General features: G+C 34.7%; 27 protein-coding genes, 1 tRNA gene and 2 pseudogenes. 11 read left to right on the forward strand and 19 right to left on the reverse strand.

Features of this window, described 5'->3' with window-relative positions:
* Nucleotides 1-47: 47 nt before the first annotated feature.
* Complete coding sequence (locus NYG92_RS07455; RefSeq protein ID WP_289234000.1) at nt 48-1,445, reverse strand: COG3400 family protein; 1,398 nt, start codon at nt 1,443-1,445, stop codon at nt 48-50.
* A 29-nt stretch (nt 1,446-1,474) separates the two neighbouring features.
* Here NYG92_RS07455 and tgt point away from each other — a divergent pair, with 29 nt between their 5' ends.
* Nucleotides 1,475-2,593 carry a tRNA guanosine(34) transglycosylase Tgt gene (gene tgt / locus NYG92_RS07460; RefSeq protein WP_270977270.1) on the forward strand — a complete coding sequence of 373 codons (1,119 nt, stop codon included), beginning with the start codon at nt 1,475-1,477 and terminating at the stop codon, nt 2,591-2,593.
* A 36-nt stretch (nt 2,594-2,629) separates the two neighbouring features.
* Nucleotides 2,630-2,706: transfer RNA gene (locus tag NYG92_RS07465), tRNA-Arg, on the forward strand.
* Nucleotide 2,707: 1 nt separating this feature from the next.
* Here the strand turns inward: NYG92_RS07465 and NYG92_RS07470 are convergent.
* The 7 genes from NYG92_RS07470 to NYG92_RS07500 form a co-directional block, all read right to left on the reverse strand.
* Nucleotides 2,708-3,658 carry a KpsF/GutQ family sugar-phosphate isomerase gene (locus NYG92_RS07470; protein ID WP_270977268.1) on the reverse strand — a complete coding sequence of 317 codons (951 nt, stop codon included), beginning with the start codon at nt 3,656-3,658 and terminating at the stop codon, nt 2,708-2,710.
* A 9-nt stretch (nt 3,659-3,667) separates the two neighbouring features.
* Nucleotides 3,668-5,326: a polysaccharide biosynthesis/export family protein gene (locus NYG92_RS07475; protein WP_270977266.1), complete on the reverse strand. Its 1,659-nt coding sequence runs from the start codon at nt 5,324-5,326 to the stop codon at nt 3,668-3,670.
* Nucleotide 5,327: 1 nt separating this feature from the next.
* Complete coding sequence (locus tag NYG92_RS07480; RefSeq protein ID WP_270966570.1) at nt 5,328-6,449, reverse strand: KpsE/RkpR family capsule polysaccharide export protein; 1,122 nt, start codon at nt 6,447-6,449, stop codon at nt 5,328-5,330.
* A 2-nt stretch (nt 6,450-6,451) separates the two neighbouring features.
* Nucleotides 6,452-7,114 (reverse strand): ABC transporter ATP-binding protein, encoded by a 663-nt coding sequence (locus NYG92_RS07485; protein WP_289234001.1) that lies wholly within the window; start codon nt 7,112-7,114, stop codon nt 6,452-6,454.
* Nucleotides 7,111-7,893, reverse strand: a complete 783-nt coding sequence (gene kpsM, locus NYG92_RS07490) for a capsule polysaccharide transporter KpsM (RefSeq protein ID WP_289234002.1) — start codon at nt 7,891-7,893, stop codon at nt 7,111-7,113. The genes NYG92_RS07485 and kpsM overlap by 4 nt, the downstream gene beginning before the upstream one ends.
* A gap of 62 nt (nt 7,894-7,955) precedes the next feature.
* On the reverse strand, nt 7,956-8,972 hold the full coding sequence (locus tag NYG92_RS07495) for a DUF8374 domain-containing protein (protein WP_289234003.1): 1,017 nt from the start codon (nt 8,970-8,972) through the stop codon (nt 7,956-7,958).
* On the reverse strand, nt 8,973-9,374 hold the full coding sequence (locus NYG92_RS07500; protein ID WP_270977262.1) for a hypothetical protein: 402 nt from the start codon (nt 9,372-9,374) through the stop codon (nt 8,973-8,975). It abuts the gene before it with no gap.
* Between the two features lie 66 nt (nt 9,375-9,440).
* Here NYG92_RS07500 and ciaI point away from each other — a divergent pair, with 66 nt between their 5' ends.
* On the forward strand, nt 9,441-10,007 hold the full coding sequence (gene ciaI, locus NYG92_RS07505; RefSeq protein WP_082200277.1) for an intracellular survival protein CiaI: 567 nt from the start codon (nt 9,441-9,443) through the stop codon (nt 10,005-10,007).
* 33 nt (nt 10,008-10,040) lie between these two features.
* Here ciaI and NYG92_RS07510 read toward each other — a convergent pair whose 3' ends face one another.
* Genes NYG92_RS07510 through NYG92_RS07540 form a run of 7 tightly spaced genes read right to left on the reverse strand, consistent with a single transcriptional unit; the run spans nt 10,041 to nt 12,527 of the window.
* Nucleotides 10,041-10,457: a (Fe-S)-binding protein gene (locus NYG92_RS07510; protein WP_289234004.1), complete on the reverse strand. Its 417-nt coding sequence runs from the start codon at nt 10,455-10,457 to the stop codon at nt 10,041-10,043.
* A 50-nt stretch (nt 10,458-10,507) separates the two neighbouring features.
* Nucleotides 10,508-10,729, reverse strand: a complete 222-nt coding sequence (locus tag NYG92_RS07515) for a hypothetical protein (protein WP_289234005.1) — start codon at nt 10,727-10,729, stop codon at nt 10,508-10,510.
* Entirely contained in the window at nt 10,702-10,974 is a 273-nt protein-coding gene (locus NYG92_RS07520; protein WP_289234006.1) for a hypothetical protein, read from the reverse strand. Before NYG92_RS07520 ends, NYG92_RS07515 begins: the two co-directional genes overlap by 28 nt.
* 23 nt (nt 10,975-10,997) lie before the next feature.
* Nucleotides 10,998-11,252 (reverse strand): FAD-linked oxidase C-terminal domain-containing protein, encoded by a 255-nt coding sequence (locus NYG92_RS07525; protein ID WP_289234020.1) that lies wholly within the window; start codon nt 11,250-11,252, stop codon nt 10,998-11,000.
* A complete protein-coding gene (locus tag NYG92_RS07530; protein ID WP_349252768.1) occupies nt 11,197-11,553 on the reverse strand; it encodes an FAD-linked oxidase C-terminal domain-containing protein in 357 nt (118 codons plus the stop codon). The genes NYG92_RS07525 and NYG92_RS07530 overlap by 56 nt, the downstream gene beginning before the upstream one ends.
* Before the next feature lie 3 nt (nt 11,554-11,556).
* A complete protein-coding gene (locus tag NYG92_RS07535) occupies nt 11,557-12,270 on the reverse strand; it encodes an FAD-binding oxidoreductase (RefSeq protein ID WP_289234007.1) in 714 nt (237 codons plus the stop codon).
* An 8-nt stretch (nt 12,271-12,278) separates the two neighbouring features.
* Nucleotides 12,279-12,527 (reverse strand): FAD-binding protein, encoded by a 249-nt coding sequence (locus NYG92_RS07540; RefSeq protein WP_270987386.1) that lies wholly within the window; start codon nt 12,525-12,527, stop codon nt 12,279-12,281.
* An 83-nt stretch (nt 12,528-12,610) separates the two neighbouring features.
* On the opposite strand from NYG92_RS07540, the gene rimO reads away from it, so the two are divergent.
* Nucleotides 12,611-13,921, forward strand: coding sequence for a 30S ribosomal protein S12 methylthiotransferase RimO (gene rimO / locus NYG92_RS07545; protein ID WP_289234008.1), 1,311 nt, complete (start codon nt 12,611-12,613; stop codon nt 13,919-13,921).
* A complete protein-coding gene (tilS, locus tag NYG92_RS07550) occupies nt 13,914-14,882 on the forward strand; it encodes a tRNA lysidine(34) synthetase TilS (RefSeq protein ID WP_289234009.1) in 969 nt (322 codons plus the stop codon). The genes rimO and tilS overlap by 8 nt, the downstream gene beginning before the upstream one ends.
* Here the strand turns inward: tilS and NYG92_RS07555 are convergent.
* The 4 genes from NYG92_RS07555 to NYG92_RS07570 are packed head-to-tail and all read right to left on the reverse strand — an operon-like array spanning nt 14,837 to nt 17,383.
* Nucleotides 14,837-15,565, reverse strand: coding sequence for an EI24 domain-containing protein (locus NYG92_RS07555; protein ID WP_289234010.1), 729 nt, complete (start codon nt 15,563-15,565; stop codon nt 14,837-14,839). The genes tilS and NYG92_RS07555 overlap by 46 nt on opposite strands.
* Nucleotides 15,565-16,245, reverse strand: coding sequence for a dUTPase (gene dut / locus NYG92_RS07560; protein WP_289234019.1), 681 nt, complete (start codon nt 16,243-16,245; stop codon nt 15,565-15,567). Before dut ends, NYG92_RS07555 begins: the two co-directional genes overlap by 1 nt.
* A 9-nt stretch (nt 16,246-16,254) precedes the next feature.
* Complete coding sequence (locus tag NYG92_RS07565) at nt 16,255-16,833, reverse strand: hypothetical protein (protein WP_289234011.1); 579 nt, start codon at nt 16,831-16,833, stop codon at nt 16,255-16,257.
* Nucleotides 16,823-17,383, reverse strand: a complete 561-nt coding sequence (locus tag NYG92_RS07570; RefSeq protein ID WP_289234012.1) for a class I SAM-dependent methyltransferase — start codon at nt 17,381-17,383, stop codon at nt 16,823-16,825. Before NYG92_RS07570 ends, NYG92_RS07565 begins: the two co-directional genes overlap by 11 nt.
* A gap of 152 nt (nt 17,384-17,535) precedes the next feature.
* On the opposite strand from NYG92_RS07570, the gene NYG92_RS07575 reads away from it, so the two are divergent.
* The 6 genes and pseudogenes from NYG92_RS07575 to NYG92_RS07600 form a co-directional block, all read left to right on the forward strand.
* The gene (locus NYG92_RS07575; protein WP_289234013.1) at nt 17,536-18,330 is read left to right on the forward strand and encodes a class I SAM-dependent methyltransferase; all 795 of its coding nucleotides are present in this window, start codon (nt 17,536-17,538) and stop codon (nt 18,328-18,330) included.
* A gap of 17 nt (nt 18,331-18,347) precedes the next feature.
* A pseudogene (locus NYG92_RS07580) lies at nt 18,348-19,134 on the forward strand (class I SAM-dependent methyltransferase).
* 9 nt (nt 19,135-19,143) lie between these two features.
* Entirely contained in the window at nt 19,144-21,477 is a 2,334-nt protein-coding gene (locus NYG92_RS07585; protein WP_289234014.1) for a PEP-utilizing enzyme, read from the forward strand.
* Nucleotides 21,468-22,064, forward strand: coding sequence for a gamma-glutamyl-CDP-amidate hydrolase (locus NYG92_RS07590; RefSeq protein WP_257417740.1), 597 nt, complete (start codon nt 21,468-21,470; stop codon nt 22,062-22,064). The genes NYG92_RS07585 and NYG92_RS07590 overlap by 10 nt, the downstream gene beginning before the upstream one ends.
* On the forward strand, nt 22,061-22,825 hold the full coding sequence (locus NYG92_RS07595) for a phosphocholine cytidylyltransferase family protein (RefSeq protein ID WP_289234015.1): 765 nt from the start codon (nt 22,061-22,063) through the stop codon (nt 22,823-22,825). Before NYG92_RS07590 ends, NYG92_RS07595 begins: the two co-directional genes overlap by 4 nt.
* A gap of 412 nt (nt 22,826-23,237) precedes the next feature.
* Nucleotides 23,238-23,364 (forward strand): annotated as a pseudogene (locus NYG92_RS07600) (YqaA family protein); the annotation flags it as partial.

A 23,364-nucleotide genomic window follows, 5' to 3' on the forward strand; every position in this document is an offset into this window, starting at 1 on the left:
CAACTTCCATAGAATACAATATAGCGTAAAATGCTATGGAAGATTGATTAGCTTATTGGTATGAAAAGTTGGTAATTTTTGCTAAGTTTATAATAGTTTCTGTTTAAATCCATACTCCAAATTCGACCAATATTAGACTCTAAAAGCTCCGGGGTAAAGCTGACAAATTGTAATAAATTCTCTCTATACTCAAGATTTAAGATAGGATTTTGCGTATGATTTTGAAAAAGTTCTATATTTTTATCGTAGAGTTTAGAAAGGCTTTTAACATAGTCTTTTAGCTCGTTATTTTCCTTATGATTTGGTTGATAATAATAAAAATTTACCTCTAGTTTTAATTGCTTACTTAAATCTACAATCACATTAGCCTGATTTTCTATTTCATTTTCATAAGAGCTTAAGATGACTGATTTTTCAAGGCTTTCAAAGTCTTGTGTGCCGATTTTTAAAATGGGAATTTTAAGCTCAAAAAGCTCTTTCTTTTCTTTTTCAAAATGCTTATAATCCGTGATAAAAACACCTACATCATTTTGCTCCAAGAAGCTTTGAATTTTTTTGAAATTTGTATTTTCAAAATCAAAAAAGATATTTTCATACTCTAAGGCAAGGGTTTTAAGCTCATAATAAATTGCATTTAAGGTAGGATTGATAATTCTTATAAAAAATTTTCTTGCATTTGTTTTTTTGATGAGGCTTAAGGTAGTATTTAGGAGTAATTTTTGTGTGTTTTGACTCATATTTTTCATATCGATAATGGTATAAATATTAGTCCCAAAAGGCACGGGAAATTGTCCTGTGCTAGCCTTTACATTATGAAAAACGCTTTGTAAAATAGCAGGATCGCCTACGATTAAAATGCTATCTCCCGGTTTTAAAATTAAAGAAGGTTTAATAAAGTGAATTTTTTCATTACGATACACTAGCACGATACGCCATCTTTTTTGCTGGATTGAGCCTATGTGTCTATAAGCAAAAATTGAACCTGCTGAAATTTTAATCTCCATAATTTCTCCCACTCCAAGCCCAATATATTGTGCCGTGAGTGCGACATCTGGTAAAAAATCAATAAGTCTTTTGCTTAAATTCATTCTTGCATCAATGAGGTGGCAGAGTTTATCATTGATACCAAGTCCCCAAAAATCCATAATGTTAATTTCTAAATTTAAATCAAGCCCCCTTAAAGCCTCGTAAGTTTTTTTTGTCTCAAATTCGTCTTGCATATAGATAAAAGCTTGTTTGTAGGGCTTCATAATACGCTCAAGCCTTGCACTACTTGTAGGGTCAAATTGATGTAATTCTAAAAATTCATTTTCTTCTTTTAAATTAACGCTTTCATCTTTTTGATAAACGATGGTGAAAAAATAACTCAAGCTTTTTTGAAAGCAAAGCCTTTCTAAGAAATGCTTCGCTAAAATACCATCGATAATAATTAAAATATGATTCATACTACACTCCAAAAAGGAAATTATAGCAAATGGAATTTAAACTAAAGTATAAAGACAATAATGCAAGGGTTTGTGAGATAAAAACGGCACATAGTTCATTTTTAACGCCCATTTTTATGCCAGTTGGCACAGCAGCAGCGGTAAAAAGCCTCGATGCTTATGATATGAGCGAAATTTTAAAAGCAAAAATTATTTTAGCAAATACCTATCATCTTTATTTGCGTCCTAGCTCAAAAGTGATTAAAAATTTGGGTGGTTTGCATCATTTTACGCAATTTCCGTATAGTTTTTTGACAGATAGTGGTGGCTTTCAAGCCTTTTCTTTAAGTAAAAATTCAAAGCATTTTGAAGAAGGTATTAAATTTAAAAGTCATATTGATGGGAGCTTACATCTTTTTACACCTCAATCTGTGCTTGAAACGCAGTATGATTTTAATAGTGATATTTGTATGGTTTTAGACGATTTGGTCGCTTTGCCTTCAAGTAGAGCTAGGGTGGAACTTTCCGTTGAAAGAACGATAAAATGGGCAAAGGAGGCTATTGATTATCACAAATTTAAGCAAAATGAGGGTGAGGGATTGAGTCAAAATGTTTTTGGCATTATCCAAGGAGGGACGGAATTTGACTTAAGGAAAAAATGTGCCTTAGAGCTTTGTGAGATGGACTTTGACGGACTTGCCATAGGAGGACTTAGTGTAGGTGAAGAAAATGCTTTAATGTATGAGGTAGTCGAAAATTTAACTCCCTTTATGGACGAAAAACGCCCAAGATATTTAATGGGCGTGGGAACTCCTGAAGATTTGGTGGAAAATGTTGAGCGTGGGGTGGATATGTTTGATTGTGTGATGCCGACAAGAAATGCTAGAAATGGCACTTTTTTTACAAGTTTTGGGAAATTTAATATTAAAAGGGCTGAATTTATAAATGATAATGAAAGCATCGATAAAACTTGCTCGTGTTATACTTGTCAAAATTATTCAAGGGCATATTTAAATCATCTCTTTAGGGCTAAAGAATTGACTTTTTTTAGGCTTGCTAGCTTGCATAATTTGCATTATTATCTAAATTTAGTTCAGCAAATGCGAGAAGCCATAATGAAAAATCAATTTAGCGAATTTAAGAGAGAATTTTATGCAAAAAGAAGCTAATTTTAAGTAAATTTTTGTATAATCTCGTTTTTATTTGCGCTCTTAGCTCAGCTGGATAGAGCATTTGATTGCGGTTCAAAAGGTCAGAGGTTCGAATCCTCTAGAGCGCACCACTCAAACATTTCCTATCGCATAAAGTTGGATAATGCCCACGACTCTTCCATTTTTACCCACAACAATTTCTTTAATTTTATGTTTTAACATTAATTGTTCAGCTTCTGTTGCCATAGCTTCTTGGTCGATGATTTTGGGATTATGACTCATAATTTCTTTAGCTTTAAAGTCAAATCTAGGTTTGGCATTTGCCTTAAGTGCGCGGCGTAAGTCTCCATCCGTAATGATTCCAACAAGCTTATCATTTTCTAAAACAATGCAAAGTCCTAGTTTTCCACTTGTCATCACATCGACAAGTTCATTAAATTCAGTTTCTGGATTTACGATAGGGAGTTTTTTGCTAACCATTAAATCCTTAACTTTAGTTAAAAGCTTTCGTCCCAAACTCCCACCCGGATGAAAAAGCGCAAAGTCATCAGGCTGAAATTTTCTAGCCTTCATTAAGGCTGCTGCTATGGCATCGCCCATCACAAGTGTAGCGGTAGTTGAGGACATAGGGGCAAGTTGCAAAGGACAAGCTTCTTTTTTGATGGCTATATTGAGAAAAATTTCAGCTTGCTTGGCGAGGGTTGATTTAACATTGCCAGACATTGCGATGAGGGGAATTTGCCTTCTTTTGACCGCTGGGATAATTTTTAAAAGCTCTTCTGTTTCACCTGAATTTGAAATGGCGATTAAAACATCTTCGCTTGTGATCATTCCCAAATCCCCGTGTAAGGCTTCGCCCGGATGCATAAAAAAGCTTGGAGTTCCTGTGCTAGCTAGTGTGGCAGCGATTTTAGCACCTATATGTCCTGATTTACCCATACCGCTTATAATGCAACGCCCTTTTATATTTAAAATAAGCTTAATGGCTTTTGAGAAATTATGATCTAAATTTTCACTTAAATTTCTAATCGCCTCTGCTTCTATCTCAAAGACCTCTTTAGCTATTTTGAGCATTTCTTTCATCTTGCTTCCTTAGAGATTAACCACGACATTTGTGGCTATGGCTATTTGATAAAGAATTTGCGTTAGCATAGAAAAAATTTGCAAATTTTGACTATCAACTTTTGGAAGCACCAAAATGGAATCGCCCGCTTTTACATCTATACCTGAGCGATATTTTTCCGCCTTGCCATTTGTGCGTATGACAAGCACTTTTGAGGTATCTGCTCTATCGCTATATCCTCCAGCTAAATTAATATAATATCTTAAATCTTCTTTTTTACCATATACAAAGGCTCCGGGTAAAGAGACTTCACCTTGAACGATAACAAGATTATTTTTACTTGGGATATTAATGGTATCACCATCTTCTAAAATTAAAGATTTGTAGGAATTTGTATCTTCAATGACGATTTGTCCTTTAGGCTCAGCCTTTTTGGCTCTTTCTATAAATTCAAGTATAGTTTTAGCTTGTGTAGCACGGATTGCCGCTTGCTCGGAATTGACAGAAGAGCTAGTTAATGCTAAGGTCTCAAGCTCTTTAAGCTGGGCTGCGATGAGTTCTTTTTGTGTTCTAGCGACACTTTTTCTAAAGACTTGCAGGGCTTTCATATTTGACATTGAATTTGCCATAATTAACCTTGAGATATCTTCTAAAGTTGTCCCCTTTTTAACCACTAAAGTGCCTAAGCCATCGTGTTCTCCACGAATTTTAATGCTAATATTTGTGCTGATGTATTCCGGACGAAATTCGACTTCATCGCCTGTTTTTAGGCTTACTTTGGAAAAATGCGTTTTGTTAAAAGCTTTTACCTCAAGCTTATGCTCGTCTGCGTAGCTTCTTACCACAGCGTTGGTTACTATGGGTTTTGCTCCTGAAATTCTAGCTAAATCGCTTAGTGTTTTAATATCACTTCCTAGTTCAAATCTAAAGGGTTTTTGCACATCTCCACTTACAAAGGCATAGCTAGCGACATTTCCTACTAAGATGACATCTCCACTTCTAAAAGGAAAAAGCTCTAATTGTCCTTTAAGTAAGAAATTGTATAAATCTATATTTCTAATAATTTTATTATTTCTTAAAATTTGAATTTCTCTAAAGCTACCATAGTCTAAGTTGATCCCACCTGCCTTATCTAAATATTGTATGATGGAATCAGAGCTTAGACCCTGATAAAGACCCGGAGCATTGACACTTCCTGTTACAAAAACGCTAACATTTTGATAGGCGTTCATATCTGCATAAACGAAAACATTATTTTTATAAATTTTATTGACGGCGGATTTTATTATAGGCACTAAGGAGCTATTTTTCACTCCTAGCAAATTTACAGCTCCAACCTTAGGGATAAAAATGTTCCCTTGAGAATCGACTACCAAAATTTGTGCAAATTCCACAGCACCCCAAATTTTAAGGCTTATTTGGTCTCCAACGGCTATTTTATAGTCTGGATTATAAACTCTTTGCGTGAAATTTTTAAAATTACCACTAAAAAGATGCGAGCCAAAAACAGGAACTTGCATAGGGTTTATATTTGAGGCGCTTGTGTTGTTTTCATTTTGCCGTTGAGAATAAGTCGAACTTGCGTTACTATCATAAGTTGCACCCTCATTAACGCCTATAATTTGCGATACATCGACTGCGCCAAAAGCCAAAATAAAACTTGTCAATAATAAAGCTATTTTTTTCATTTTAATATCTATGCTCCTCTATAATCATTTTTACAAATTTGGTAATGCCAAAAATTAAAGATAAAATTAAAAAAGCTGTGAGTATGCCATAAAGTCTTTCTGGATACCTCGCACTTTCTGGTAAATTTGGGCTTTGCACGATGACAAGCTGCTTAATCTTTCTCGCAGTTTCTATTCTCGCAGCCTCATAAGCCTTAAGTGCAGCCTCATAAGCCTTTTGAGCAAAGGTTGCTTCAATGGTAAGGTTTTGAAATTTCGCAGCCATATCGTTGAGTTTTTGGGTATTTGAATTGTTTGCTGAAATTTTTGCCATTTCGCGTTCTAATTGCTTTTTAATAGCTCCAATTTCAGCTTTTAACGCTACAACTTCAGGCGCACTATCATTCATATAGCTTTGTAAATTTAAAAGCGCAGCCTCTCTTTGAGCCAAATTTACTTCAATTTGCGCAATTAGCTTTGATTTACTTTCGGCTTGTTTGAGTGGGTCAAAAACACCATATTTGTTTTGAAAAGCTATGAGAGCATTTTGTGCTTTTAGGTATCTTTCTTTGTAAGTATTAACTTCCTCTTCGGCAAAACGCATTTGCTCTCTTGCTGCTTTGTGAGAAATTTCATTGATAAATTTTTCACTTTCTTCGACTATACTTTGAGCAATGATTTGAGCGGATTTTGGGGTAAAGGCTTCAACTTCGACATTTAAAAGACCTGTTTTGTCATCGACTTTAAGTTTAACGCGACTTTTAAAGAATTTAAGATAGCTTTCGCTTGAGCTAGAATCAAAAATGCGGTAGGGTAAATCGACAAATTGTTCTTGATAAAGCTCCCTAAGCTTAATGCTTTCTTCTAGTTTTTTAAGCAAATCAAGAGAGTGGATATAGCCTCTTAGGTATTTCATATCTTCATTATTATTTGAAGTGGTGCTAAGTAAAGATAAGATCCCACCAGCTTGAATACTTTCTCCGCTAGTGGAACGCACACTAAGACTAGTCGAGCTTACATAGCGATCTGCTGCGATAAAAACATAATAAATCACTACAAAAATCATCAAAAACCATACGATTTTAAATGAATCTAAAATGCTTAAATCCTTAATCTTGTCTATTAAAGTTTTACTTTTTTTCATAATTATGCTTTTCCTTGATATACAGCTATGCCCTCATCGACATCATCATAAACCGTAATTTTTCCATTTTTCATAAAAATAATTTTATCACACCATTCTTTAATTTCGGCTACATCGTGTGAAACCATAATGACCTTAGAGCGTGAAAGCCTTTCTTTGTAAAGCTTAATGCTTTTTTCTCTAAATTGAGGGTCGCCCACAGCCCCAGCCTCGTCTATTAAATAATAATCAAAGTCAAAAGCCATACTAAGTCCAAAGGTTATCCTTGCTCCCATACCAGCAGAATAGTTTTTCATCGGCTCATCAAAAAATTTACCAAGTTCAGCAAATTCTTCGACAAATTTAACTTTTTCTAGCAATTCTTCACCCTTATAGCCATAAACTCTAGCGACAAATTTGGCATTATCTCTTGCACTAAGTGAGCCTTGTATGCCACCGCTTAAACCAAGGGGCCAGGAGAGCTTTTTGTTTGTGATGATTTTACCTTTATCGGGCAGTTCCGCTCCGCTTAAAAGTTTCATTAGGGTTGATTTACCTGCACCATTTCCACCCATTAAGCCTATACTGCAATTTTCAGGGAATTCAAAGCTAAAATTTTTAAAAACATAGTGTCTTCCGCCTGCAAAAAGTGGGTAAGATTTGGTTAAATTGACAAGCTTGATCATTGCTTTCTCGCTGCGGTTAAGGCTTGTCTATTATGATGATAAAAAAAAAGTCCCACAAGAAGTAAAAGCATAATGCAAAATATAGGATAAGTATAGCTATAATCATCTTGTAAAGGATAAGAATCGAAAAAATTATATCTTAAAAGCTCCATTATATGAAGCAAAGGATTATAATAAAAAAGGTCTAGCAAGGGCTTAGGCATAAGCCAAGTGGGGAAAATCACCCCAGAAGACCAATAAAAAACGATACTAAAATACATCAAAAGCGTTTTTAAAATTTCAAAAAAATGACTTAGTATCGCAAAGCAAAGTCCCAAAACAAAGCCAGAAAGCATCAGTAAAAAAACGCAAAACATGACATTTAAAAAATATACAGGCAAAACATCAAAGCGTAAAAACCACCCCGCTATAAACAAAACGCAAAAGAAAATCACAAAATAAATGCAAAATTCAAGCATAGTTCTAGCGATAAAAACATGGATAGGCTTGACAGGCTTATAAGCAAAAAGTCCCAAATTTGCACTAATGCCGTTCATAAGCTGCGTTACTATACTTCTAAACATAAAATAAGGCACTATGCCAGAGATTAAAAACATAAAAATAGAAATTCCATCAGGCATTACTTGATGATGATATTCTCTAATAATTGTAACAATGGTCGTAACCACCAAAACTATACTCAAAGGCTCTCCAACAACCCAAATGTAGCCTAAATAGCGGTTTGCACCAAAGCGTGTTTTAAGCTCTCTAAAAAATAAAGCATAAATGACATTTAGCATTAAAACGCAATTCCTTATTTATAATAAAGCTCCAATTATAAAGAAAAAAATTTAACAAAAAGCTAAAGGCTTTTTTTATAAGATAAAAGCCTAAATAAAATAAAATTGATTAAACCCAAATCACCATTTTCTTTATGGATTTTAATGATTTTTTGCCCAAGTTTGTAGGTGGGGGAGTTTTTGATTTTGATAAATTCTGGGTAGTCTTTGCAAAGAGATAAATAAAGATAATTTGAATTAATTTTTTCTTGATTGTTAAATTTTTTCTTGATAATTGTTAAAGTAAAAATAAGAAAAAAGCGCTCTTTAAAACTTTCACATTGCATAGCTATTTCGCCTATTTGATAGCTTAGATGCGATTTTATCACGCTTACAGCGGTTAAAGTGCTATCTTTATCGCCCCAGCCTAGTCTAAAATTCTCTCTTTGTAAGAAAAAATCTCTATGAAGAATATAATTAATGGGGATAAGAAAAATTTTTTGTGGATTAAAAGCATCTGAGATAAGCGGTAAGGGCTTCATATTACCAAACCATAATAAATCTCCCTCACAAAGTAATCTTCTATCATCGACAAGCATTCTGCCAAAGGTATTATGTGCGGCGAAAATGTGCTTTTTGGGTAAAGAGACGCTTTTTAAGACTTCATCTTTTTGATAGGCGTTGATAAAGGAGCTTAAAACTAAAGGCGTGTGAAAGTATAAATCAGGTCTTGTAACCATAATATAATCATAAGAGATATTTTGCTCTTTTTCATATTCTAAGGCGAGTTTTTGAGACCTTTCTATGGAAAGGTACGTACCTCTATCTTGCATTAAGGTTTCAACAAGCATTTTTTTAGGCTTATAAATTTGCTTCACTTCGCAGATCACTTGCTCGGTAATTTTTACGCCGTCCATTTTTTTATTTTGTTCGTGCCAAGCAAAATTTGCCTTTTCAAAAGTATCCCAAGTGTGGATAAAAATGTCAATTTCCTCCCACATTACATCCTCTAAATTTGGCTTTAAGACATTATCTAAAAAACTTTGATAAGTTTGCTTATAAGTTCTTAAATGCCCCATAAAACAAATTGCAAGTCTCATTTATCTCGTCCATTCAAGTTTTTTTTCTAGCATTAGGGTATTATCCGTGAGTTTTACCCAGCTAAGATTTAAGGCGTAAATTTTAGCATTACTAAGTTTCGCAAAAGGAAATTTAGCAAAATAAATTTTCTCTTGCTCATTAGAGGCTTCCATAAAAATAGCCTTAGCTTGCACACCTTTTAAAAGGGCTATTTTGCTTTCTTTAGCGATATTTATGGCGATGTTTGGATTTAAAAAGGCGAGTTTGATGTGTTTGGTATCTTCGTATGAAGCGATGATGAGGGCTAAATTTTCCTCATCAAAAGCATAAAACGCACTAGCACTATAAACACCCTCATCATCACACATAGCAAGTGATAAAAGTTTATGATTTTTAAAAAAGTGTAAAATTTTTTCGTTCATTGAAAAATTATACTTAATTTTTTTAAAAAAATGCCGATATGCTTTATAAAATTTAAAGGAGCTAAAATGCAAATTGATGTGAGTAAAAATCAAAATTTCTCCCTTGACTACACAACTAAAAGTGGTAAAAAACTTAGCCTTGATATGTATGATAATCAAAATATCAACTACGCTAAAGACGAAAATTCTAAAAGCTTAAGTTTGAAGCGTGAGTATGGATTTAGCTTTACTTTTGAGGGGTCTAAATTAACACAAAATGAACTTGATGAGATAAAAGTGGCGATGAAGGAAGTCGAGCCTATGATACAAGAATTTTTAGCAAATTCTAAGGTGGGTGAGCTTCAGCCAAAAGACTTTATCCAAAGTGCAATGCAAATGGCAAATGTTCTTCCAACGCCAAAAGATGAAAATCATCAAAATGCGATTATGAATAGTTTTACTAATAAATTAGAAAATTTACTCAATAAAAACCAAACGCCAAATGCAGAGCAAAATTCAAGCCTACTAGAAGATAGTAAAAAATTGCTTGATGAGGTTTTAGAGCAGATGAAAAAACAGCTTGAAAAAGCTCAGGAAAAAGCAAACGAGCAAAACGCCACACAAAAAGACAAAAATTTCGATTTTTATGCTTAAAATTTGTAAGGGGAGCCAATCCTCCTCCCTTATTTAATCGCTTAATCCTACCTCACAAGTGCTTGAGCTAGAATAAAATCTCTCAAGCTTTAGCCCTTTAAAAAATTCTCTTAAATTTTCCAAAGCACTTTGATTTAACTTAGGATTCATAAAGCCCTTATCTCCAGCAAAGCCACAGCAATGCGTTTGACTATGCTCATAAACCTTGCCTTTCGTGCAAATTTGAGCTAGTTTTCTTAAGGACACATCAAAGCCGCATTTTTTGCTAGAGCATACAGCATAAAGCCCTATATTTTCGTTAAATGGCTTAATGTTTAGCTTATTTAGCATTTCTTTTTCAATAAATTCACTCATATCGTAAATTTTTAGCCTTTTGTCTAATTTTGAAACTAGCTCCGCACTACACGCACTATGATCGCACACTAAAGAGATTTTGCCATTTTCACTCAAGCTTAAAAGCTCGTCTTTAAATGACTTTAAAGGATTAAGCTTGGGCGTTTTTATGGTGTAGTTTTTAAAGACTTTTCCCGAGTGATATTTTCAGGATAAAGCACGCTAATATCAGCCTTTTTACAAAGACTTTCAAACACTTCTTGCAAAGTTCTTTTATCTTTAGCTAAAGATGATGGCGCAAAGGCTCTATTTAAGCAAGAGCTTAGATAAATCACGCTTTTTTCACTTTTAGGGCTTGAATTTAGGGCGTGATGATTTGCATTAGGCATAAAATAGGCACTATGGGCGTGTGAAATTTTTGATTAAGACTTAGGCTTAGTTTTTTCAGCGTTTGTTTGCCTAGGGTTTTTTGACCAAATTGAGCTAAATTTAAACCAAATTTTGCCACTTTGACACTTTTATCTAAATTTTTTGCTAAGTAATTTGCTATGAAAAGCCCTTTAGCATTTTGATTATTATAAGCGGTGGCGATTTTCGCACTATCGATTTCTAAAGGGCAAAAAGAAGCACACATTGAGCAGCTAGCACAGGTTTTTACTACGCCATATTCATAGCCTTTTTGAAGTTCGCTAAGCTCAAATTCCTCTTTTTTGCTTTTAGGCGTTTAATTTCTTTATGCACGGCGATTCTTTGGCGTGGAGTTAGGGTTAAATTTTTGCTGTGAATTTCTTTATCATCGTTGATAATAACGCCCGGATTAATTAAGCCTTTAGGGTCAAAAAGAGCTTTAATTTTTCTATGAAATGTGTAAGCTTTCTCTCCCCACTCTTGCTCGACAAAAGCTGCCATCATAGCCGTGCTCTGCCTTAATACTTCCTTTAAAAGAGATGACAAGATTGACTAAATCTTGCATAAATTTTTCAAAACTTAGCCTTTGTTTTTTATCATCTAAAAGAGGCGTGATGATAAAATGCACATTTCCACTTAAAGCGTGTCCAAAAATAATGCTCTCAAAGCCGTGTTTTGTGAAAAGTGTGGAGATATTTTCTATACTCTTTGCAAAATAATCCATCTCAAAACACACATCTTCAGTGATGATAACGCTACCTTTGGGGCGTTTAGACGCAGAGATAGGGAGTAAGCCTTTACGAATTTTCTACCACTTTGCTTGGATAGTGCTATCAAGGCTAAATTCAGGTTCAAAAAGGCAAGGAGCGTCTTTTAGGGCATTTTTAATGAAAACGATATTATTTAAAAGTTCTTGCTCATTATCGCTTTGAAGTTCGATTAAAAGAGCGCAATTTGGGTTTTTTAAAGAGCTTGGCATATCGCAAAGTCCTTTTGTAAGATCCAAACAAGCCCAGTCCATAAGCTCCACATCAAAGACTTTATCCTCGTAATAAGAGAGAATTTTAACAGCCTTAGAAGCTAGATTTAAATTTTCATAAAAAAGCAAACCAGTAGCCTTAAAAGCATAATCCTCGCAAGTTTCATACTCCACCCTACTTACAAAGCCCAAAGTCCCCTCAGCCCCTATGAAAATATGATTTAAAATGTCTCTTAAATCACTAAAATCACGCAAAGAATTTAGCCCATAGCCTGTGGTATTTTTAATGGCAAATTTACGCTTAATTTCTTTAAGCAAAAAAGGATCTTGCATAAGCTCTTCTCTTAAAGCTAAAAGTCCATTTGCAAGACTTTTGTGTGAGCTTTGAAATTCTTTTAGGCTTTCTTCTTTGCTTGTGTCAAGGATAAAGCCGTCATTTAAGATAATACGCACAGATTTTATGGTTTGATAGCTATTTTGCTTAACTCCACACTCACACCAAATGAAATGTCCGCTTGCTTTAATTTCCTTAAAATTATCCACACAAAGCACTAAACACTATCACTTAAAGCCTGTCCGCAAAGGCTTGTTCCGCTGCCTTTAAAGGTTAGGGGGATGTTTAATTTGTCGCTTAAAACGATGATTTTTTGCACTTCTTCTTCGTTTTTAGGCTTTAAAACAAGCTTAGGGATATAGCGGTAGCAAGAGGCATCAAGTCCGTAAGCAAAGCGGTAAAGATAAGAGTCATAAAGTCTATCTTGTAAAAATTCTTGGCATCGTTTTTTGAAAAGCTTTAGCATAAATTTCCTTTCAATCGTTTAGTGAATTATACTTTTTAGCTATAATATAAAGATTAATTAAGATTTATTTTATAAGGAAAAAAATGCCAAATTTATATCTTCACTCATTAGGGTGTAATAAAAATTTAGTCGATAGTGAAATTATGCTAGGACGCCTTGAAAATTATACTTTGTGTGATGAGCCTAAAAGAGCTGATGTGTTGATAGTCAATACTTGCGGTTTTATAGAAAGTGCAAAAAAAGAGAGCATAGAAGCGATTTTAAATTTGCATAAAGAGCGTAAGAAAAATTCCTTGCTTGTCGTTACGGGCTGTTTAATGCAGCGTTATAGAGAGGAATTGATGAAAGCTTTGCCTGAGGTGGATTTATTTACGGGTGTGGGTGATTTTGAAAAGATAGATGAGTTAATTTTAAAAAAGCAAAATTTGTTTTCAAATTCGACTTATTTGCAAGGCGAAAATGTTAAAAGGGTGATTACAGACTCAAATTCACACGCTTTTATAAAGATTAGCGAGGGCTGTAATCAAAGCTGTGCTTTTTGTGCTATACCGCATTTTAAAGGACGCCTTAAATCGCGTGAAATTTCAAGTATCATAAAAGAGCTTGAAAGCCTTATATCTAGGGGTTATAAGGACTTTTCTTTCATCGCACAGGATAGCTCGTCTTATCTTTTTGATAAGGGACAAAAAGACGGGCTTTTGCGTTTAATTGAGGAAGTAGAAAAATTAAAGGGCATAAGAGCAGTGCGCATTTTATATCTTTACCCTAGCACTTTAAGTGAGGAAGTGGTGCGTAAGATCATCGCTTCTAAGGTCTTTGTGAATTATTTTGATATGCCTTTGCAACACATTAGCGACAAAATGCTAAAAGTGATGAAAAGAGGCAGTAAAAAGGAGCAAATTTTAAAGCTTTTAAAGATGATGAGAGGGGCTAAGGATAGCTTTTTACGCACGGGTTTTATTGTGGGGCATCCAGGGGAGAGTGAAGAGGATTTTAGGGAGCTTTGTGAATTTGTGGAGGGCTTTGACTTTGATAGAATTAGCGTATTTGGCTATTCTAAAGAAGAAGATACTCTAGCCTTTGAAATGGAACAAGTGCCTAAAAAAGTCATCAATGCTCGTCTTAAAATTTTAGAAAAAATTGTCGCAAAAAGCCTTGAAAAAAGCTTTAAAAAAGAAGTCGGTCAAAAACGCTTGGTTGTTTGTGAGGGGGAGAGCAGTGAGGGGGAATTTTTTATCGCGGGAAAAGATTTGCGTTGGGATAGGGAGATTGATGGTGAAATTCTTATTAATGAAAGCGAATGTGGCACTTTGGAAAGAGGTCAAATTTATGAATGTGAGATTACACAAGCACTTGATGTAAAACTCATAGCTAAGGCTTTAAAACTTGCCTAAATTAAGCTTTTTGGAGCATTTAAGAGGGCGTAAAAATTTACTTGCTTTTAGTTATGGTAGTGATAGCACGGCTTTATTTTATTTGCTTTGTAGAGAAAACATCGCTTTTGATATGGCTTTAATCAACTACAAAACGCGTTTAAATAGCGATTTGGAGGAAGAAGAGGCACGCCTTTTAGCAAAACGATTTCATAAACAAATTTTCATACAAACAGCACCTCGATTTAAAGGAAATTTTGAAAAAAATGCAAGAGATTTTCGCTATGCTTTTTTTGAAAAAATTTGTCTTGAAAAGGGCTATGAAAATGTGATTTTAGCCCACCAGCTTGATGATAAATTTGAGTGGTTTTTAATGCAGCTTGGTAAGGGGGCTGGATTAATGGAGCTTTTGGGAATGAATGCCCTTGAAAAAAGGACGCATTTTACACTTATAAGACCTCTGCTTAATGTGCCAAAGGGGCAAATTTTAGCCTTTTTAAGAGAAAATAAACTCAAATATTTTGATGATGAGAGCAATAAAGACTTAAAATTTAAAAGAAATTTCATAAGAAAGCATTTTAGTGATGAATTTTTGAGACATTTTAGCAAGGGTGTGCAAAAAAGCTTTAGTTTTTTAAGGGAAGATTTAAAGAATTTAGGGGAAATTGAAGAGTTTGAGGGGATTTTAATCTGTGCTAAAAATGCAAGTTTGATCGCTAAGGCGTGTAAAAAACTAGGCATTGTGATGAGTGAGAAGCAAAGAAGAGAAAGTCTTAGGGGAGATTGTGTGATAAGTGCGAGGGTTGGTGTAGTATATATGGAAAATAGGGCTTTTGTGTTTCATTATGAGTCTTGCGAGAAGCTACCTAAAAGCTTTAAGGAAAGATGTAGAAAGCTACAAATTCCCAAACTTTTACGCGCTTTTTGTTTTAACCATCAAGTAGAACTTGAAAAATTATCAAGCTTTGGACTTAAAAAATAAATTTTTTGATAGCTTAGGTGGATTAAAAAAATCACGAAAAACAACTGCAAAATAAGCCCAGCAAGAGGAAAAGAAGCCAAAAGGTAAAAAATGAGCGTGTGAAATTTAAATTCAAAAGGCGTGAATTTTTGCTCTTTAAATTTCTTTTTATCTAAAACGGCACTTAAAACCTCTAAAATCAAGGCATTGTGAAAAAGATAATAAAAGGCTAGAAAAAAGGCTACTAAATTCACAAAAGGGATAAAAAATAAAATTAAAGCCAAGAAAAAAAGTGGGATAAATTTCAATAAAATTTTAAACAATTCTAGCAATAAAGCCACATCTCCCATCTTCTCTTTAGGCTCGTGGTGATAATATTTAGCGTTGATTTTAGCAGCGATTTTGGGTGTAAAAAAAGAAAGGATAAAAAGCGAAATAGCACTAGAAGTAAAAATCACAAAAAAACCCACAATTAAAAAATTGAAACTATTGATGATAAAACTCACAAAAGCAAAAGAATAAAGCCAAGCAAAAAAGCCCTCACTTTCTGGCATAAAAAATGCGTCAAGAAAGGCTTTTATACTCGTAAAAGAATAATAACCTACAATCATCATAAAAGAAAAGCCTATCAAAGTGGAGAGTAGGGCGTATTTAAAAAATTCAAAACGCGTATAGTCTTTAAAACTTAGCCAAAAAATATTCATTAAAGTGCCTTATAACGCTTTTCAAGCTCTTTATAAATCATTTCGTAACTTAAGGTTTCGTTTAGAATTTCGTTTAAAACTTCATTATCTTCTTTATCGTTCCATATTTTTTTATAATGCCCCTCTTTATATCCGTGTGCTTGTCTAAAGGCATTTAGCACATTTTTGCCGATGTAAATTTTATAAAGGCTTTCTAGATTGAGTCCGCATTTAATACAAAGGGTAAAAAATGCCGATAAAAGCCCACCCATATCAAAGCCAAAGCCACTACATTTATGGATAATTAGCTCTATATCGCTTACGATAGCATACATATCCTCATCACTTGGCGTTCCTTTTTCTTTTACAAAATCTTTAAAAACGCTTACGGAACTTAATTCCATAGCGATAAAGGTCAATTCTTTTTTACCTTTATCTTCGAGCAAAAGACTAAGGATAAAATGCCAAATATCCACAAGCTCTATGCGGACATTATCCCAATTTGTTGGATTTTTAATGTTTTTCCAGTGCTTCCACGCAAAAGAGTCGATTAGCTCGGCACACTCCATATAAATGCACCGCCTCCAACTTATGAGCTTACCCTCTTTAGTATAGCCATTTTCCCAGCCTTTTCCGTTTGTTTCGTCGTTTAATTTTTGTTGAAGTTTAAGCATATTTTCTAGTAAATCGGTATTTTTCATCATCTATCCTTAAGTGATAATTTCAATTTTTTTATTTAAATTTAAAATCCCCTTTTTAATCTCATCATTATAAATCCCCGCATTTAATATAAGCAAAACATCGCTTTTATCTTTTAAAATTTTAGGCGAGAAAACTTTAAATTGAGTTCCATAAAGTCTTTTGCCCCACTTGGCAGGGTCATTATCTAAAATCCCCTTTATTTTAGCACTACAAAGCCCATTATAAAGCAAAAATTGTGAAAAAAGATGCGCTCCAAAAAGATAAATTTCTTTTGTGTTTTCATTAAGAAGTTTGTTTAAAGTATCAATTTTTTCTTTATAAAAGCTCATCATATCTTCAAATAATGCCTTATTTTTAGCAAATTCGTTTTCTAAAATCACCTTATCAGTTTTTATATTTTTGTCAATTTTAAGCGCATAAAAAATGCTATGCTCCCCAAAATAATGCTTTTTAAGGATTTTAAAGCCGTTTTTAGCACTTAAAAATTCCAAAATTTTTTCACTTAAAAAAAGCGTATGCTCAAAGCAAAGGCAATTAACAAATTTATTTTCTAGCCATTTTTGCATATTGGGGAGACTAAAGACCATTACCCCCCCCCCCCCCCAGCATTTGAGCGCACTCGTTTAGGAATTTGTTTGGCTCATAAATATGCTCAAAAGTATGAGAGTGCGCTATAAGGTCAAATTTTTTACCCTCCAAAGCCTTCTTTTCAAAAAAACCATCGATATAATTAATCCTTTCATCTTTAGCGCTTGAATTTGGTTCTATGATGGTATATTTTAAGCCCTCATCAAGCTTTAGGCACTCTTTTGCAAGTTTGCCGTGTCCTCCGCCTATTTCAAGCACGGATTTAGGCTTAAAGCTCATAAGAAAATTTGCAAATTCCTCGTGATGTTTTTGCCATAACGCTCCAACTGCACCAGCTCCGTGTCCGTTTTGATAAAGTAAATCAAGAGGGATAAGCCTTAAAAGCTCTATGCTTCCGCTTTTAAAAATGCCAAATTCACAACGCGCGATAATGTCCTCCTCCTCTTTTTCATTCGTGCAACCGCAAAAAAGTGGGAAATCATAACTTGCAAGCACTTCGCAATTTTTCTCGCCTGTTATGGCACTTTCTTTTCTTAAAATATAATCCATAAACGCTTTCCTTAAGTTATTATAATGGCGTAAATTTAAGCTTTTGTTTTTAACGATTGATTAATATTAATCTTTTACAATTGCGAAGTTAAGAGTTTATTTTTTTTTTTTTTTGTATAATCTCGTTTTTATTTTATTTATAAGGATAAGTGATGAAACAAGGCGATTTTACAGAGGTTGCGAAGCATTATATTAATAGACCGGCATATAGTGCGTTTTTGCTTGAAAAACTCATTAAGTGCATTAATGATACTAACAAGCCTTTAGAGGATTTAAATGTCGTAGAAGTAGGTGCTGGCACGGGTAAGCTCACTAAAATGCTAGCCGAAATTTTTAAGCTTAATATTACCGCTGTGGAGCCAAATGATAATATGCGTGAAGAGGGTATTAAATTTACTAAAAATTGCTCTAACATCGCGTGGCAAAAGGGTAGTGGCGAGGAAACAGGTGTGAAAAGTGGCGTGGCTGACTGGGTGATAATGGCTTCATCATTTCACTGGACTGACCCTAAGAAATCTTTACCCGAATTTGCACGACTCTTGCAAGGGGGGGGGGGGGGTGGCCCCGGCGCAGGTTATTTTACCGCCATTTGGAATCCACGCCATATCGTAGAGGGCTCGATTTTCGATGAGATTGAAAAGGAGATTAAGCATATGGTTCCTGAGCTTACTCGTGTGAGTAGTGGGACTCAAAATGTGAAAAAATGGGAAGAAATCCTCGTATCCACAGGGGATTTTAAGGACTGCTTTTTTATGGAGTGTGATTACACAGAAACTTGGGATAAAGAGCGTTATCTTGGGGCGTGGCACTCGGTAAATGATATACAAGCCCAAGCGGGTGCTTCCAGATGGCAAGAAATTTTAGAGATGATAAGTCATAAAATTTCAAAGCTTGAAAGCATAGAGATACCTTATAAAATAAGAGCTTGGACGGCTAAAAAAGTTTAAGATTAGAGGAGAAAATTATGGAAAAATTAGTTGAGCAAGTGTGGGATTACACAAAACACGCGAAATTTTACTCATACCGCCCAAATTATGCGCCAAAGAGCATTGATATGCTTGTTTGTCTAGCACACGGGGGGGGGGGGGGGTGTCCCCGGCAACTCTAGCTTAAAGGTCGCTGATATCGGTGCTGGGACAGGAAATTTAAGCATTATGTTACTTGAAAGAGGGTGCGAGGTCGTTTCAGTCGAGCCAAATGACGCGATGAGAGAGATAGGCATAGAAAGAACTCAGGGGCAAAATATCAAATGGGTGCGTGCCACAGGTATAGACTCTACGCTTAAGGCTGGGGAATTTGACTGGGTAACCTTTGGCTCAAGCTTTAATGTCATGGATAGAAATGAGGCTTTAGGCGAGGCGCATAGGCTGCTTAAAAAGGGGAGCTATTTTTCTTGTATGTGGAATCATAGGGATTTAAACGACCCTATCCAAAAGATAGCCGAGGATACCATAGTGGAATTTGTGCCAAATTATACAAGAGGCACGAGAAGAGAAGATCAACGCCCCGTGATAGAAAGCCGCAAGGATTTGTTTGACAATATCATTTATTTGGAAGAGGATTTTTATTTTCACCAAAGCATAGAAAATTACATCAATGCGTGGAAAAGCGTGAAAAATCCTTACTGGGATTTAGAAACGAGTGAGGGCGTGGAGCTTTTTGAAAAAATCGCCGCAAAAATCACTGAGCGTTTGCCTAAGGAATTTGACATCAAATACACGACGCGTTGCTGGAGTGCTAAGAAAATTTAAAGGATAAAAATGGCTTTGAACTTTCAAACTAAGGCTAGGAATTTAGCCTCTTTAGAGGGTAGATTAAAGTCCGGTAAAGTTTTACCTATGGTGCTAACCACTTTAGAGGATTTAGAAAAAGATTCTAAAAAAGTTTTAGAGCAAATAAGAAATTTAAAAGCCACAAAACTCATCATCCGCTCTTCTTCTAAGGCTGAAGATAGCACGAAAAATTCTAATGCTGGGGCTTTTTTAAGCCTTGCAAATATCCACGCACATAATGAAAAAGAGCTTTTAAACGCTCTTTTTAATGTCGGCTCTTCAATGCCCTCTAAAAAAGATGAAATTCTTATCCAACCTTGTCTTGAAAAAATCGAGCTTTGTGGGGTTGGTTTTAGCGTAGATAAAGATAATTTTGCGCCTTATTTTTGCTTACAATACGACAAAAGCGGTTCAAATTCCTCTATCACAGATGGTAGTGCGCAAAATGCTCTAAGCTATTTTCACTACCGAGAATCTTTGAAATTTAAAGATGAGGATACTAAGAAAATCATTTCTTTGATTAAGGAGCTTGAAAAGCTTTTTGCGTGTAATTTTTTAGATGTCGAATTTGCTTTTGCAACTTTCAAGGGCAAAAGGGAGCTTTTTTGCTTACAGGTGAGACCTTTAGTGATGGAGGGGAAAATCAACCTTTTTCATTCTTTACCAAAAGAAGCCTTGGATAGATTTTACAAACGCTTTATTTCTTTGCAAGAGCCACGCCCCCGCGTTTTGGGAGAAAAGGCTATTTTTGGCGTGATGCCCGATTGGAATCCTGCTGAAATCATAGGACTGCGTCCAAAACGCCTCGCTTTTAGTCTTTATAAGCAAATTATTACGGATAATATTTGGGCGTATCAAAGAGATAATTACGGCTATAAAGACTTGCGCTCTCACCCGCTTATCCACTCGTTTTTAGGAATTCCTTATGTCGATGTGAGGCTTTCTTTTAATTCTTTTGTGCCAAAAAGCTTAGATGAAAAAATTGCCCAAAAGCTTGTCAATCACTATCTTAACGAGCTTGATTTAAATCACGATTTGCACGATAAGATAGAATTTAACATCGTTTTTTCTTGTTATGATTTTAATACGCCCAACAAACTTAAAAAACTTTTAAAACATAATTTTAATGAAAATGAAATCAAACGCCTTGAATTTTCTCTTTTAGAGCTGACAAATCATATCATCAATCCAAAAGGACTTTATTTAAAAGACATACAAAAAGCTAAAAAACTTAATGATATTTATGCAAAACTTACAAGCTCGAAGCTTTCTTTACTTGATAAAATTTACTGGCTTTTAGAAGAATGTAAGCGTTATGGCACTTTGCCTTTTGCAGGGGTGGCTAGGGCTGGATTTGTCGCGATGCAAATGCTTAATTCTTTAGTAGAGATAGGCTTTTTTACACAGAAGGAAAGGACGGATTTTCTTAATTCTCTTCAAACTATAAGCAAAACCTTAAGCTTAGAAAGTGAGAGTTTAAATTCTAAAACAAAACCAGCATTTTTAAAGAAATTTGGGCATTTAAGGGCTGGCACTTACAATATACTTTCTCCGCGTTATGATGAGAATTTTAATGCTTATTTTGAACTGAAACAAAACGAAAATAAAACGAAAACAAAAGAGAAAAAATTTAGCCTAAGTGCAAGCAAAAAGGCTAAATTTGAAAGTCTTTTAAATGAGCACGGGCTAAGTGTGGGGGTTGATGCGTTTTTTAGCTTTTTAAAAGAGGCGATTGAGGGGCGTGAAATGGTTAAATTTGACTTTACCAAACTTCTTTCGCAAGCCATTGTTTTTATAGGGGAGCTTGGGGAGTATTATGATATTAGCAAAGAAGATATGGCACATCTTGATGTATCAGCCGTGCTAAATCTTTACTCAAGCCTTTATTCTCAAAGCCCAAGAGAGCAATTTATAAGAGAGATTGAGCATAATAAAAAAGAATATGAACTAACCAAAAGCATTAAGCTTCCGTCTTTACTTAGCGATGCGGAGCAAATTTTTTCTTTCTTTAGTGCTAAACTCTGTCCAAATTTCATCACGCAAAAAAGCATAGTGGCAAATACGGCACGGGAAAATGAGGAAAACTTAGAGGGGAAAATTGTGTTAATTTACGCAGCTGACCCGGGGTATGATTATTTATTTACTAAAAAAATCGCTGGTTTTATTACCTGCTATGGCGGAGCCAATTCGCATATGGCGATAAGGGCTTCTGAGCTAGGACTCCCTGCAGTTATCGGCGTGGGTGAGGTTGAATTTGAAAAATATCTTAAAGCAAGCCGCCTTAAGATAGAGTGCGAAAGCGAGCAAATCTTTTGTTTATAGGAATTTCACAAAGACTGCTTTTAAATGAGAGCTATTATGAATTAAGAGAGGCTTTAGCGCTTGAGTGGGGGGCGTTTTTTAAGACGAATTTGCAGGGCTTTTTACCTCTGCCGCTTTCTTATGAGATTGATTTTAAAGCTTATGCACCGCATTTAAAAGGCGTGATTTTAAGCGGAGGGAATGATTTAAACTCGCTTAATCCAAACGAACTTTCTCTAAAAAGAGATGCTTATGAGAGTAAAATCATTGCCCATTGTCTTAAAAACGACTTGCCACTTCTAGGAATTTGCAGAGGTGCGCAAATGATAGCGTGGTATTTTAAGTCTTCTTTAAAGCCCTGTCAAAATCATATAGGCACTCATAGCATTTTGACAAAAAAGGGTGTATTTGAAGTAAATTCCTTTCATAATTTTTGCATTGAAAATTTGGGGGAAAATTTAAAAAGCCTCGCTGTGGCTGAGGATAAAAGTATAGAGGCTTTTAAACATAAAAAAAGGCAAATTTATGGCATTATGTGGCACATCGAGCGTGAAAAGGGGCTTGGTGAAAGTGCTATTTTTAAAAAATGGCTTAAAGGAGTAAAATGAAAGCGTTGATTTTAGCAGCAGGCTTTGGCTCAAGGCTAATGCCACTGACAAAAGAAAAGCCAAAATGTATGGTGGAGTATGAAAAAAAAATGATTATTGAATATGAAATCGAAGCTTTAAGGGCTGGGGGCGTGAGTGAAATTGCCGTTGTTGGCGGATATTTAGCTCCCGTTTTAAAAGACTTTGTAGCTGGACTTGGTGTTAAGAGCTTTTATAAAAATGAAAATTATGATAAAAGCAATATGCTTTTTACGCTTTTTTGTGCGAGGGAATTTATACAAAAGTGCATTGATGAGGGGCAAGATTTGATTATCTCTTATGCGGATATTGTTTATTTTAAGGAAAGTGTTGAAAAGCTATCACGAGCTAGGGCGGATTTAGCCATCGTGGTGGATAGAGCTTGGCGTGAGCTTTGGCAAAAGCGTTTTGAGAATCCGCTTGATGATGCTGAGACGCTTAAGATAAAAGAGGGTAAGATAAAAGAGCTTGGCAAAAAAGCAAAAAGCTATGATGAGATAGAAGCGCAGTATATAGGGCTTTTTAAATTTTCCCATACCTTTTTGCCTAAGATGATAAGTTTTTATGAGAGTCTTGACAGAAAGGCTTTGTATGATGGTAAAGACTTTGAAAATATGTATATGACGAGTTTCTTACAAGCTTTAATTGATAAATTTGATAATGCTTTGGCGGTGGAGATTAATGGAGGGTGGTGTGAAATTGATTTTAAGAAAGATTTGGAGATAGAATTTGTAACCCTATAATTAAATTGCTAAATTTAATTTCAATAAAATTAATGTCATTTTCTTCTGTATAATCTTTTCTTATCTCATTTTTTAAAGCTCTTATGATTTGTTTCATTTCAAATTTTCTAAAATGTTTGGAATCGTGATAACAAATCGTAAAGAAAAGATTAAATCCATTGCTGTAAATTTTGGAAAACTTAAAATATTCGTCTCTATTCTATAAACAAGCTTTGTTTTTTTAACTTGATCTTGTGTTGTCATTTTCAAAATGGAACCTTCATTTACAAAGTCAAAAGTTACTATTTTTACAAGCCATAATGTGTTCCATTTTATTTCGACTTGTTGATATTAATATAAGGAAAATTTATATTTTAATTAAGAAGATATAGAGATTGTTGTGGAGAGTGAAAAATTTATTTAATCTTTCAGCAAAGAAAAAATCCTACAAAAATACTTTGCCTCATCTTTAAAAAAACTAGAAAACTACACTCTAAATTTTTATAAATTAGGATGGCTTTTTGCTTTTTTAAGTTTTTTACCCTTAGTAGGAGATCTTT

This window comes from Campylobacter felis (assembly GCF_030250085.1).
GTDB lineage: Bacteria > Campylobacterota > Campylobacteria > Campylobacterales > Campylobacteraceae > Campylobacter_D > Campylobacter_D upsaliensis.